Genomic DNA, 13,726 nt, shown 5'->3' with positions numbered 1-13,726 from the left:
TCGGGCGGGCCTGCCCGACTGCGTCAGCAGGCGGGAAGTCCCACTCCGGGTACAAACACAAAAAGCAGCTCTTTGGGCTGCTTTTTGTGTTTCCCAGCTTGCCTGCCGGAGCCAATGTGCAGGTAGGTATCCCGTATCTTTTTCTGCACTCATTTCGCTCTTTGTCTTTCCCTCTCACTCGAACTCTCACTCACACTTCCCAAACTGCTCAAAATGATCAGGAAGCGGAAAGTGGAAAATGATTTTTAAAAGACGCCAGGCACCAGAAACACAAGCCAAGCTTTATTTTGGAAGGTTATAAAGTCGGATGTAATCACATAATGATATTTGTTCTGATAAAGACATCATATCATTAAATATAAATCCTAATTTTATCAAAAATGATTGAATAACCTTGGTAAAAAAGCTTCCCATTCTGTCACCTCAAACTTCTCAAGAATTCTATTATTTTGCTCAACGACGGTTGAATATGCGATATGCTTTAGCAGTTTTATTACTGTTTCTAATTTCAATTCAACTCTCACATAGTCAGATCAGATATGACAATAAAAATTATCCTGATAACCACATCGATGAAGATGGCAGAAGACAGGGAACCTGGTTCATTTATGATATAAACGACAAGCTGGTCAACAAGATAAACTACCGCAATAACGTTCCCGATAGTGTTGTTTACTATTATAATTTGGATGGGATTGAAATTCTTATTCAAAAAGTTGACTCTAGTCCCACACTTGTTTACAGGGATCAGGATTTAGACCCATTAAAGGATAACAAATTTTGGATTGAAACGCTGGATTGTGGCTACTCTGTAATTTTCCTTATTAATAAGACTGGTTCACCGCAAGAAATAAGACTGGTAAGTAACTGTTCAAAAAAAGTGAATAAGAGATTATTGGCTTACGCGAGATCATTTCAATTTGAACCGGCTAAATTGAGCAACAAAAGCATTGTATCATTATATACATTTGGTGTTCGCATGGCGAATTGAACGTTTTCAGGGAACTGATTTACAGATAAACGGCTGGTTTAAGTTCTGCCCTCCGGTGGCTGTTAAGTTTCCTCCTTCTGATTCTCGTACTCATTCTTCATGAAATTTTCAGAAATTATCCTTGGGTCAAACATCCCGGCAAATACTTTTTTCCTGGGTAAATTTCAGGTTAATTAATATGTAAACCCCAAAACTTTTGACTTCACTCGTTAATTGAAGGAGCTCCTCTCATTGCATACACCTTTTCTGTTACTTTACACTGGGTTATGCCTAACTTCCAATTTCATGAACAAATTCAATAGTTTAGGTAAACTATTTGTCCTAAATTGAAATAAATCAAATATTCAACTATGTCATTAAAAGTTATTGGCCTTGGGCTTGGCCGGACGGGAACGTTCTCTCTCAAAGCAGCCCTGGAAGAACTCGGATTTGGTCCCTGTCATCACATGGAACGTGTAGCCCGGGATATGTCGGTACAGGTTCCTCTTTGGAATGAAGTGCTTGATAAAAATGGTGGTTTTGAATCTGTTTACAAGGGCATGAACAGCGCTGTAGACTGGCCTACAGCCGCCTTTCATGAGGAATTGTATGCAGCGTATCCCAACGCAAAATTTATACTAACGCACAGAAGCAAAGAATCCTGGGCAGAAAGTTTTGGCTCCACCATATACAAACTGCTGGGAGGCCGTGATCAGGCACCTCCGCCGGTTCGGGACTGGCTGAATATGGTTGTAAGGGTTCTGGATAAAACAGGGTTTTCTATGGATCTCGATTTCGACGGCCTTGCTGCCAAATTTGAAGCACATAATGAAGCGGTGCAAAATTTAATTCCGAAAGAGCAATTGCTGGTCTATCAGGTGAAAGAAGGTTGGCAGCCCCTATGTGAGTTTTTGGAAGTCGATGTCCCTGAAACTGAGTTTCCGCGCACGAACAACCGTGAAGAATTCTGGGAATTGGTGAACTCGACAATGTAGCAAGGGCGTCATTTCTTCGATAAAATGATTACTGAAGGTCAGGGTATATTTTGAAAACTCTCACTCAATGCGTTTGAAATATAGATTTTTCGAAATATAACCTGCCAGCACATATCCCTTTGAGATCAAAAACCGATAAATTCTGTTTTCAGAGGAACTTTCCAAAGAGAAGGTTTCATCCTCCAGAACAATTAATTTTGGAGTATAAAGTGAAAAATCCAGCGACATCAGCACATTAAAATCATGCTCTTCCGCATCGATTGACAGTAAATCAAAATTACCCGGAACACCATTATTTTTCAAAATACTGGTTAATGTGCTCGTTGCAAATTCAATCGTACTGATCCCTAAATTATGCTCTTTTGGATAGGCAAGATTCTCTATTTCGGTCGTGGATAATACATCATTTTCAATAATATAAAAGTCCCTTGTCGTATCCTGATCCGAGACCAGTGCACAAACTGCAATATCTCTTGGACGGTAAAATTTATATTTCCTGATCAATTTTTCATTTGCATCAATGCAGATTCCCCGCCATCCTTTTCGATAGTGCAAATAAGTATTGGAAACAAACACCGGATGATTTGAGCCAACATCCACATAATATCCGTTATAGGAAATATTAGTATTGAGGGTATATTCAATAATTCTGTCTTCCCCGGCATGCGAGAAACTGTATTTTACACTTCTCCCTAAAAATAATCTCAGAATGGCAGATAAGATGATTCCAAAAGTTCTCAAAAGACTTCTTACCGGATAACGCCAGGTAAAGAACTGACTGAAAGAACTCCTTATCTCTTTTAATGCAATCCCAGCCAGTGTGAATCTTGCCCTGCTGTAAGCACTATTATAGAGTTGTTTATGAAAATGGTTTTGTAAAAAATTTTTCAAGAGGAAAAATATAATCAAAAATCACTTAATAGGTCCATGTGCAATCTTTGTGTTTTAAATCTCAAAAAACGGACAGTGAACCAAATATTGGATTACCGTAAATTAAGGATTTTTGAAATGATCGGGAATTCGCTAGCACGTGGATAATGAAACTTAAATACACCAACAGCCGAATCAACAACATCTTCGTATAAAGAAATATGATCATTTCAACGTATGCTTCCAATCCCTCCTCTATGCTGGATAGCGATCGCATTGAAATTTATTTTACAGGAAAAGAACTTCAAAATAAAAAGCCCTGAATAATCCGGTTAACTTAATAAGATCGATAACTGTTCACCCCTATTTTAAAAAAGAAATACCAATGGATATAATTGAGATCAAACTGATTGAAACGGCGGTTGTCGTCGTAGCGTTTGTGTTATTGCGGCTTCTGTTTGAAAAAAGTATTAACCGGATTGCCGAAAGCAGTTCCATGAAAAGTGCTCGCCGTAAGGTGACCAGAAAGGTGGTCAATACCCTTTTGATCTTACTGGCAATTACCTTAATTCTGATCATTTGGGGTGTGGATCAATCAAAGCTGGCAGTCTTCGTAGGCTCTGTATTCACCGTTGTGGGTATTGCCATGTTTGCACAATGGTCGATCCTGTCGAATATAACAGCTGGAATACTCATTTTCTTCAACCACTCGATCAAGTTGGATGAAACAATCCGGATCATGGACAAGGATTATGAAATCGAGGGAAGGGTAAGTGACATCGGATTGTTTTTCCTGATTCTTAAAACCCCGGACAAGGAAGAAATATCCATCCCTAATAGTGTGTTTTTTCAAAAAATGATCCGCAAAAAGACTTCAGCCTGATGAATTTCAGGGCAATCCATGGTCCGGCTGTTACACCCCCTTGCCAGTCTGCCCCCAGCTCTTTTTCATATATAACCACGACCCATACAGGTATCGTTTGACAATGTAATGAGCCAGAAGTATCGTTATGGTAAGCAGGTAAACTACCCCAAGGATTAAAATTGAAAAGAACTGCGCGATAAATATTTTAGAATATTGCATATGTCCGGTTACTCAATTTCTACATTCACGGTTAAATCTGGATTTGATAATTTTTTTGGCAGGTCTGGATCCAGTTCAAGCGCCCTGGCGATGTCCCTGTTATAATTTTCATACTGATGGTTTATTAGATAGGCACGGGCACGCTTGTAATATACGATTGCGCTATCCGGATCCTCGCGTAACGCCTCCGTGTAGTAGTGAATAGCCTCAGGAATATTTCGGTTTGAATAATGGGCATCACCCGCTTTTTCATTCGGATTGGATAAGACGCCCGCTGCCATTATTATTATCACAGTGAATAAACTTGTCATACGCTTCGGGATTAAATTCAACTAATTCTTCTGGTGCCTCACTGGAGCCATGGATGGCATGGCCCCGGAGGACTTAAAAGTATTATAATAATTTATAGTAGTATTACTATTACATACGAATGTAATACAATTATGTTTCATCTTTCTGAAATTTTATGCCGCTTTCTACAATGAATTTTCACAAACTGTAACCTTAGTCACTCACTTTACTGCTCACTTTTCTATATTGTTATCATAAGCCTGATTCATGAAGAGATTCGTATACCTGGTATTGTTGTTAACCACTGCCTGTAAACCCACAGCCGATGAAAAAGCTATCGAGCTAACCGCCCTCGATCTGGGCAATCAAATTTCCATACAAGCACAGCAGACTCTTGGTAAACAGCTTACACTTGCCATGGCAGAAGGCGGACCCGTACATGCTGTGAGCTTTTGCAATACGGCAGCCTATCCGATTCTAGATACGCTTCAGACCATTGTTCCCACCAGTATCAAACGGGCATCTTTGAATGTGAGAAATCCAAGCGACGCACCAACAGAAATGGAACAACGTGTCCTGGAAACATTTACACTTGAAATAGAAGCCGGCATCGAAAACCCGGGGCCCAGGATTATTGCACTTCCCGATAACCGACTGATTTACCTCAAACCGATTATTCTGAATAATCCGATTTGCCTGAACTGCCATGGGAAAGCAGGAACCGAGATATCCGATGAAACCTATGCGCTTATACGGCAGCTCTACCCGAATGACAATGCTATAAACCACCGCATGGGTGATCTTAGGGGAGCCTGGAGTATCACTTTTAACAAAGCGGATATAATTGAATATCTGAAAGAAAATTCACAGGAATGATCCAACCTCTTTCCTCCACGCAACAAATCATCCAGACCTTCTTTTAAAATCTCACCTCCAGGGTTACTTCTGTTCGACTGCAGGTATTGAATGCAGAATCATTTGTTTAAACATTTATTTTTTAAAAACCATTTCTATGCTATCATATCTTGTTTATGTAAGTCAGCGCAATTCAACCTGCACCCAGGAAGAGATCGATAAGATCCTCGCTGCTTGTGAACGCAACAATAGTCACAGCGACGCTACCGGTGTACTATTATATTCAGACACCAAATTCGTGCAATACCTGGAAGGAAATTATAAGAGCATCATTGCGCTTTATGATAAGATCAAAAAGGATCCGCGTCACAAAAATGTAGTGCTTGTGCAGATGGGACAAACGGAAAAACGGCTCTTCCCCAGCTGGCAAATGGGCTCAAAAAAGTTCTCGGAAAATAAAATTACCTTCAGTACCCAGCTAAATGAAGAAGACTCAGCTATCTTCAGAAACATTCTCGATGGCAGGGAACAGACCGGGAATCAAAGCCTTTCGTTAATTCAGAATTTCTTCAACTAAGATACTAAACACCCAACCATGACCAGGCCGGAGCTTTTTGCTTCGGCCTTTTTTGTTAGTTCAGATGATTGATCTTCTCTTCGTTGCATTGATTTTCACAGACGGTTAAAATGATTCCCTTCAATTTGTTTAAATTATGGAGCTCATTTACCGCAACGCTTCTATGGAAAGTAATTATGTCATCGGTTTGGATTTTGGAACAGACTCGGTTCGGGCCGTTTTAGTGAATACCCAAAGCGGACAAACCCTCCAAACCAGCGTACATCATTACCAGCGCTGGAAAAAAGGACTGTATTGCGATGCCAGCACTTCACGCTTCAGGCAGCATATCCTCGATCATACAGAAGGCATGGAAGCCACCATTTCTTCCGTACTGAAAGACTCACGAATTGGTCCGGGGGCTGTCAGCGCGATATGCGTCGATACAACCGGTTCTTCCCCGGTTCCTGTTGATTCCAAAGGCACTGCACTTTGCATGCTACCGGGTTTTGAAGAAGACCCGGATGCCATGATGGTCCTCTGGAAAGACCATACTTCCATCCGTGAGGCGGAAGAGATCAATCACCTCGCAAGAACGTGGGGAGGTACCGACTATACAAAATACGAGGGCGGCATCTATTCATCCGAATGGTTCTGGGCAAAAATTCTCCACATCTGCCGGACAAATGAAAAAATTAAAGAAGCAGCCTTTTCGTGGATGGAACATTGTGACCTGATGACCTACATACTAACGGGCGGTAATAATCTCTCATCCTTCAGGCGAAGCCGCTGCGCGGCCGGACATAAAGCCATGTGGCATGAATCGTGGGGTGGATTACCGGCAGATGAATTTCTCAGGCACCTGGATCCATCGTTTGTAGAACTTAAAAAAAATCTTTATTCAGATACCTTTACTTCAGACCAGCCAGCCGGAAGACTGTCTTCAGAATGGGCTGAAAGAACCGGTCTGACAGAAAATACCATCATTGCCGTTGGAACTTTCGATGCCCATGCCGGAGCGGTAGGTGCCGAGGTGGAAGAATTCACACTGGTAAGAGTTATGGGTACCTCCACCTGTGATATCATCGTCTCGCGGGAAGCAACCATCGGCACAAATACAGTTGAAGGAATTTGCGGACAGGTTAATGGCTCTGTGATTCCGGGAATGATCGGCCTTGAAGCCGGTCAGTCTGCTTTTGGCGATTATCTCGCCTGGTTCAGAGACGTCCTTGCCTGGCCCATCGATCGTCTTCCGGATTTATCCGATACGGAAAAGGAAATCCTAAAGGAATCACTCATCGAAGAGTTATCGGCAGAGGCTGAAAAAACACCATTAAGCCTGTCAGTCCCGGTCGCCCTTGACTGGATCAATGGGCGGAGAACTCCTGATGCTAACCAGGAATTGAAAGCTGCCATCATGAATCTGAACCTGGGAACCGGTGCACCTGAAATTTTTCGTTCGCTGGTGGAAGCCATTTGTTTCGGGTCCAGAAAAATCGTCGAGAGATTCCGGGAACAGGGAGTGGAAATTAAGGAGGTCGTTGGAATCGGCGGTGTCGCAAAAAAATCATCCTTCATTATGCAAACATTGGCAGATGTCCTCGATATGCCGATTAAGATTGCCACCTCCGAGCAGGCACCCGCGCTTGGTGCAGCAATGTATGCAGCGACCGCAGCAGGAATCTATCCAACCGTGCATGAGGCTATCAAAAATATGAGCAACGGCTTCGATACAACCTATTTTCCAAAAACAGAAAATACACGGATCTATAATGAGCTGTATCAAACGTATCACAGGCTGGGATCATTTGTGGAATCAGAAACCAAGAACAATGTCAAAATATAAAGCGCTGAAGGAAGAATGCTTTGAAGCTAATATGCAGCTGCCCAAACTGGAACTGGTCATTTACACATTTGGGAATGTAAGTGCAATAGACCGGGATTTGGGTGTCTTCGCCATTAAGCCAAGCGGTGTGCCCTATACTTCCCTAAAAGCGGAAGACATGGTTATTGTAGACCTTGAAAATAATGTGGTCGACGGGAAACTAAGACCTTCGTCCGACACAAAAACCCATTCCTATTTATACCGGGAGTGGGAAGAAATCGGGGGCATATGTCATACACATTCCACCTATGCCGTTTCCTGGGCTCAGTCGCAAAAGGATGTTCCTATCCTGGGAACTACTCATGCCGATTACCTGGCAACGGATATCCCCTGCGCACCGCCCATGAATGATGCCCTGATCGCGGGCGACTATGAACACAACACAGGCCGGCAAATTCTTGATTGCTTCAGGGACAAGAACCTTAATCATCGGGAAGTGGAAATGATCCTGGTGGGCAATCATGCTCCGTTTACCTGGGGCTCTGATGCTGCAGAAGCCGTATTTAATTCAAAGATCCTCGAAGAAATATGCAGGATGGCTTATATCACACTCAGTATAAATCCGGATGCACATCGCTTGCCGGAATCACTGATACGAAAGCATTATGAAAGAAAACACGGAAAGAATGCCTATTATGGGCAAAAGTAAAAATATGAACGGGTTAGATCAATTTGAAGTCTGGTTCATCGCAGGAAGCCAGCATCTGTATGGTGACCAGGTATTGCGCAATGTAGCCGCCCACTCCGAGGAAATCGCGAACTACTTTGATTTACAAAAGGAAATTCCGGTCAGGATACGGTACAAAACGGTTGTCAAATCTCCGGAAGAGATTACCGCAATAATCAGTGAAGCCAACAATGCAACAGCATGTATTGGATTGATCCTCTGGATGCATACCTTCTCCCCGGCAAAAATGTGGATACAGGGTTTGAAAATATTGAATAAACCCTTTGTTCATCTGCATACCCAGTACAATGCCGGCATTCCCTGGTCGGAAATCGATATGGACTTCATGAACGAAAACCAGTCAGCTCACGGCGATCGGGAATTCGGACATATGGCCACGCGTCTCAGGCTCAGAAGGAAGGTGATTGTAGGTCACTGGAAGGAGCGATCGGTAACCGAAAAACTGGCGCAATGGTCCCGGACCGCTGCCGGCTGGAATGCCCTGCAACAAACCAAAGTCGCCCGTATCGGTGATAACATGCGTGAGGTTTCTGTAACCGAAGGTGATAAGGTCGAAGCACAAATAAAACTGGGCATATCGGTAAATGGGTATGGCGCTGGAGACCTGGTCCGATATGTAAATAATATTTCCGATTCAGCGATTCGGCAATTGACCGAGGAATATGCACAGAACTACGTCATGTCCGACGACGTCCGGAATAGCGAGTCCCTGAAAGAAGCAGCCAGGATCGAACTCGGACTCAGGGCATTTTTATCGGAAGGCGGATTCCATGCCTTCACCGATACGTTCGAAAATCTCCACGGCCTCCGTCAGCTCCCCGGAATTGCGGCACAACGGTTGATGATGGACGGCTATGGTTTTGGCGCCGAAGGGGATTGGAAGACTGCCGCCCTGGTATATGCAGTTAAGGTTATGGACCAGGGTCTGTCGGGCGGGTCTTCCTTCATGGAAGATTATACCTATGATTTCAGCGGCGACCGGTCCCGGGTTCTTGGATCCCACATGCTGGAAATTTGTCCGTCGATCGCTTCCGGCAAGCCGTCCTGCCAAGTGCATCCACTCAGTATCGGTGGAAAAGAGGATCCTGCCAGGCTGGTCTTCGATGTAGATTCCGGGCCTGCCATTAATGTGTCACTCATCGATATGGGGACCCGCTTTCGCCTTTTGGTGAATGAAGTAGAGGTAGTAAAGCCGGAACAATCGCTTCCGAAACTTCCCGTAGCCCGGGTTTTATGGGATCCGCAACCAAACCTGGATATTGCCGCTCAGGCGTGGATACTTGCGGGAGGAGCCCATCACACGGTTTTTAGCAAGGCAATCTCAATGGATTATATCGAAGACCTGGCCGAGATGGCCGGCATAGAGCTGGTAGTCATTGACAAGGAAACCAAAATGCGCATGTTCAAGGAATCGCTACGCATGAATGAAGTATATTATCACATATTCAACTCTTAGTACATGAAGAATTACATACTGCTGCTTTTCACGGTTATTTTTCTCGCGGCTTGCGGAACAAAGAATTCTACAAATGAAGAATCTTCCGAACCGGAAATGAGTTTACCGTCGATAGAATCACGATCATTCGGGAGTCTCCCGGACGGACAGGAAATTCAGGAGTATACGCTCAGGAACAGCTCAGGAATCGAAATGAGCGTTATTACCTATGGCGGGATCATCCGAACGCTCATGCTGCCCGACAGAAACGGGGAAATGGCTGATGTCGTGCTGGGCTATGATAACATCGAGGGATACCTGGCGCAATCACCCTATTTCGGAGCCATTATCGGCCGGTATGGAAACCGTATCGCCAGTGCAAAATTCAGCCTTGATGGTGTTGAATATCAATTGGCTGCCAACGATGGCAGCAACCATTTACATGGTGGACTAAAGGGGTTCGACAAGGTGGTATGGCAAGCAGAGCCTGTTGAAACCGAAGATGCTGTAAGCCTGATAATGACCTACAGAAGTACGGATATGGAAGAAGGCTATCCGGGAAACCTCGATGTGACAGTTACCTATACGCTGAACAATAAAGATGAACTCATTTTCGATTATTCCGCCACAACGGATAAAAAAACGGTGGTGAATCTTACCAACCACGCTTATTACAACCTGACTGGTAAGGAAGGAACTATACTGGATCATGAGCTGAAGCTGAACGCACCGGAATATCTTCCGGTGAGTGCTTCATTAATTCCCACCGGTGTAGAATCTGTCAGCGGCACTCCATTTGATTTTTCAGACTATAAAGCCATCGGTAAGGATATCAATGATGAGAATGAACAAATATCCAATGGTGGAGGCTATGACCATTGCTGGGTGCTTTATGAAGGTGAAGAATCATTAAACATGGCAGCCTCCATTATTGAACCCGTTTCGGGCCGGCGCATGGATGTTTATACGTCAGAGCCTGGAATCCAGTTTTACACCGGAAATTTTCTTGACGGCACCATTACCGGAAAGTATGGAATCAACTATGGTTATCGATCGGGATTTTGCCTGGAAACACAGCACTTTCCTGACTCACCCAACCAGCCCGAATTTCCGTCGGTAGTTTTGAATCCTGGTGATACCTATCATTCCCAAACGTTAACGAGATTCATGGTTGAGCAGCCATAGAAATCGCGAATTACCGGTTTCTAGACCTTAGGTTCCCAGCCGGGTTCGTATTCGCGACCCCATAATTTCATCGCATCGGCATCATCGATATGTCCGTTTTCCGGATTTACTTTGAAGGCCTTTTTCTTGCGATAGGCAATATTAGCCAGGTGACACAGCAGTGTGCTCTTCGCTCCTTCGTCGATGGGCGAATTGAGTTTCTCCTTCCCGCGGATCGTTTCGAAGAAATTATTCAGGTGGAGTGTAGACATGGAGCCGCCACCGCCAAGTGCTGTTCCCTGTTCATCTCCGTTTCCAAGTCCTTCAGAAACCTGTTTCCCATAGCGGTCGAACATCCTGTACCCGTTACGGTTCACAAATACAGATCCTTCGGTACCATAAATAATGGTTCCCCGGTCTGACCCGTAGGTCTGAAATGCATTTCTGCTTTTCCCGTCCCAGTTGATCACCCGGTCATTTCCAAAATCAAAAGTGGCATACATCGTATCATACATTTCCCAACCGTCATCAACGAAGTGCTGTTTGGAGGCGTCCACATGTACATATTCAGGAAAATCAACCTGAAGTGCCCACCGCGCAATATCCAGCTCATGTGTCGCATTATTTCCGGTTTCTGCGGTTCCCCACTTCCAGCCATACCAGTGCCAGTTGTAATCCCAGGTGTCATGACGGTAGGATTCTCGTGGCGCCGGACCCTGGAACAACTCCCAGTTAAGGTCTTCGGGAGGCGGGGCCGCCTTCGGAACCGGTACTTCACCGCGTCCGTTACTGTAGAATGCGATAGCTTTATACGCCCTTCCGATAGCACCCTTATGTATTTCTTTAATCACCTCAATGCTTCGGGGGGCCGAACGCTGCTGGTTTCCCATCTGTACAACACGGTCATATTTTTGTTGGAAATGAACCAGTAATTCTCCCTCCCTCGGATTATGCCCGCAAGGTTTTTCCACATACACATGCTTGCCGGCCTCCATCGCCATCCAGGCGCCAGGGGCGTGCCAATGGTCAGGCGTTGCATTGAGAATCGCATCTACTTTTTTATCAGCAATTACTTCCCGCACATCATCGGTTTGTTTTGGCTTGTAGGAAATCCTGTCACCCAGATCTGCAGCCGCTTTTGTACGCTGGCTCGCTTTCACATCACAGAGATAGGAAAGTTCCACATTGTAATCCTTGTGCAGAATATCATAGTAAGCACCAACCCTCCGGCCCAGTCCAATAAACGCAATATGAATTCGGTCGTTGGCACCCATGATCCGTCCGTAGCTTTTTGCTGAAAGACCCAGTGCCAGTCCGCCGGCGCCCAGCGCAGATTTTAGAATGAAGTTTCTCCTGTTATCCATAATGTCTGATTAAAATTCACGGATTTTGATGTTTTTAAAAGAAACGGTATTTCCATGATCCTGCAGCAGGATCGGACCTTCCGGGATACGCCCGAAATTCTCCCATTTCTGATACTTGCTATAGGCGACGAGTGCTTTGAATATCTGGGAAAAACGGTCATATTCCACTACTTTCTCATTGTTCAGCCAGTGTTCCACATGACCATTTTTTGAAACGATACGTGCACGGTTCCACTGACCCACACCCTTGAACTGTTTCGACCGACCTGGTACCGAAAGATTCTCCGCAGTGATGAGATCGTACAATGATCCTATGGTTCGGTTTCCTTGAACTCCCATTTTCGCGTCGGGATGCTGCCGATCATCAAGGATCTGGAATTCACAACCGATGGCGGAACCCTCGGCCTTGTTGAGTTCAGGATCCACAAAATATTTGATCCCACTATTAGCCCCTTCGGTAATTCTGAAATCCACAATCAGCTCGAAATCTGAAAATGATTCCGTTGTGATGATATCCCCCGGACCCGCCGCTTCACCGCCGTCTGTCGCAAGCACAGTAAGTTCACCATTTTCTATTTCCCAGCCGGATTCAGGAAAGCCATCAAGCTTCGCGCCCTTCCAGCCGTTAGAAGTTTTACCGTCCCAAAGCAGACGCCATCCATGATCCTTTTCATAGTCGCTCAGTTTATTGTCCAGAAAGCTCAACTCAACCACCGTCGGATCGGTTTCCCACCGGAGATGTTCAAGATTGGTGGTGGCGATACGAATGTTCTTCCATTTTACTTTGGCACCTTCAAGGCTTTTATCATTGCCAATGGAGTGGATCTGCAAAGCGATGAATCCTTCAGAAGTGAGGTCATCCACAAGACGTGCACACTGCACCCCGTTGATCCATGTATTAAGCGTATTTCCAATAAATTCTATGCGGAACTTGTTCCATGCCGACATCTTAAACGCCGGCATCGCCTTGGTATTCCTGGAAAGAGGGTACATCCAGCCCCGTCGGGCTTCGTCATATATTCCCCCGCTGAAGGCCCGGTCGCTCGGGTCAATCTCAACCTGGTACCCATGTGCACGACCATCCATGTAATCGTCATAGCTGTTTGAGCGAACCAGTATACCGCTGTTTAACTGTGTATCACAATATACCTCAAACTCAAGAATGAAATCGGTATAGGTTTCTTTGGTTGCCAGAAATGAATTCGGTGAATCCGTGACAGCCGTACCTATCAGGACACCGTCCTCCACCCTAAAAGGGGCCTTGCCGTTTACCAATTCCCAGTTCGAAAGCTTATTTCCGGAGATCAGCTCTTTCCAATCCGATTGAGCGTGAACCATTACGGAATTTCCTGCTATCAGCAGAAAAACCAACACCCTGATTCCAATCCTAGTCATATAAATCAAATTTAATACTGTGTAATTTATACACACTTGTTAGTTTTTGCAAGCGTATTTCACACAAACGGAATATAAAAATTCCTTCGCACTTTCCGGTTCACATTCATATTTAGTTTAAAAGAGAATCATTGATACTCAATTTTTGTTAAACTTGAATTACCAATAATTTTA

At 44.5% G+C, this 13,726-nt stretch carries 14 protein-coding genes; 10 read left to right on the top strand and 4 right to left on the bottom strand.

Features of this window, described 5'->3' with window-relative positions:
• The 3 genes from LDX50_RS27835 to LDX50_RS27825 form a co-directional block, all read left to right on the top strand.
• On the top strand, positions 1-242 hold a 242-nt coding region (locus tag LDX50_RS27835), incomplete at its 5' end, for a hypothetical protein (protein WP_225699566.1).
• 152 nt (positions 243-394) lie between these two features.
• Positions 395-991, top strand: a complete 597-nt coding sequence (locus LDX50_RS27830) for a toxin-antitoxin system YwqK family antitoxin (RefSeq protein WP_225699565.1) — start codon at positions 395-397, stop codon at positions 989-991.
• Positions 992-1,341: 350 nt separating this feature from the next.
• Positions 1,342-1,965 carry a sulfotransferase family protein gene (locus LDX50_RS27825; protein ID WP_225699564.1) on the top strand — a complete coding sequence of 208 codons (624 nt, stop codon included), beginning with the start codon at positions 1,342-1,344 and terminating at the stop codon, positions 1,963-1,965.
• 60 nt (positions 1,966-2,025) lie between these two features.
• Here the strand turns inward: LDX50_RS27825 and LDX50_RS27820 are convergent, their stop codons facing one another.
• Positions 2,026-2,856: an FkbM family methyltransferase gene (locus LDX50_RS27820; protein ID WP_225699563.1), complete on the bottom strand. Its 831-nt coding sequence runs from the start codon at positions 2,854-2,856 to the stop codon at positions 2,026-2,028.
• A gap of 364 nt (positions 2,857-3,220) precedes the next feature.
• Between LDX50_RS27820 and LDX50_RS27815 the strand changes: the two genes are divergently transcribed.
• A complete protein-coding gene (locus LDX50_RS27815; RefSeq protein ID WP_225699562.1) occupies positions 3,221-3,718 on the top strand; it encodes a mechanosensitive ion channel domain-containing protein in 498 nt (165 codons plus the stop codon).
• A 209-nt stretch (positions 3,719-3,927) separates the two neighbouring features.
• On the opposite strand, the gene LDX50_RS27810 is transcribed toward LDX50_RS27815, so the two are convergent.
• Positions 3,928-4,230: a tetratricopeptide repeat protein gene (locus LDX50_RS27810; protein WP_225699561.1), complete on the bottom strand. Its 303-nt coding sequence runs from the start codon at positions 4,228-4,230 to the stop codon at positions 3,928-3,930.
• Positions 4,231-4,477: 247 nt separating this feature from the next.
• On the opposite strand from LDX50_RS27810, the gene LDX50_RS27805 reads away from it, so the two are divergent.
• The 6 genes from LDX50_RS27805 (at position 4,478) to LDX50_RS27780 (ending at position 10,814) form a co-directional block, all read left to right on the top strand.
• A complete protein-coding gene (locus tag LDX50_RS27805; RefSeq protein ID WP_225699560.1) occupies positions 4,478-5,086 on the top strand; it encodes a Tll0287-like domain-containing protein in 609 nt (202 codons plus the stop codon).
• 136 nt (positions 5,087-5,222) lie between these two features.
• On the top strand, positions 5,223-5,642 hold the full coding sequence (locus tag LDX50_RS27800; RefSeq protein ID WP_225699559.1) for a BLUF domain-containing protein: 420 nt from the start codon (positions 5,223-5,225) through the stop codon (positions 5,640-5,642).
• A gap of 163 nt (positions 5,643-5,805) precedes the next feature.
• A complete protein-coding gene (locus LDX50_RS27795; protein WP_225699577.1) occupies positions 5,806-7,467 on the top strand; it encodes a ribulokinase in 1,662 nt (553 codons plus the stop codon).
• Positions 7,454-8,155, top strand: a complete 702-nt coding sequence (locus tag LDX50_RS27790; protein ID WP_225699558.1) for an L-ribulose-5-phosphate 4-epimerase — start codon at positions 7,454-7,456, stop codon at positions 8,153-8,155. Before LDX50_RS27795 ends, LDX50_RS27790 begins: the two co-directional genes overlap by 14 nt.
• A gap of 4 nt (positions 8,156-8,159) precedes the next feature.
• Entirely contained in the window at positions 8,160-9,650 is a 1,491-nt protein-coding gene (gene araA, locus LDX50_RS27785) for an L-arabinose isomerase (protein ID WP_225699576.1), read from the top strand.
• A 3-nt stretch (positions 9,651-9,653) separates the two neighbouring features.
• A complete protein-coding gene (locus LDX50_RS27780) occupies positions 9,654-10,814 on the top strand; it encodes an aldose epimerase family protein (RefSeq protein WP_225699557.1) in 1,161 nt (386 codons plus the stop codon).
• Positions 10,815-10,834: 20 nt separating this feature from the next.
• On the opposite strand, the gene LDX50_RS27775 is transcribed toward LDX50_RS27780, so the two are convergent.
• Entirely contained in the window at positions 10,835-12,157 is a 1,323-nt protein-coding gene (locus LDX50_RS27775) for a Gfo/Idh/MocA family protein (RefSeq protein WP_225699556.1), read from the bottom strand.
• Positions 12,158-12,166: 9 nt separating this feature from the next.
• The gene (locus tag LDX50_RS27770; RefSeq protein ID WP_225699555.1) at positions 12,167-13,552 is read right to left on the bottom strand and encodes a 3-keto-disaccharide hydrolase; all 1,386 of its coding nucleotides are present in this window, start codon (positions 13,550-13,552) and stop codon (positions 12,167-12,169) included.
• Positions 13,553-13,726 lie beyond the last annotated feature (174 nt).

The organism is Fulvivirga sedimenti (assembly GCF_020328055.1).
Note: the sequence above shows the minus strand (reverse complement) of the source record. Positions and strands in the feature narration are given on the sequence as shown.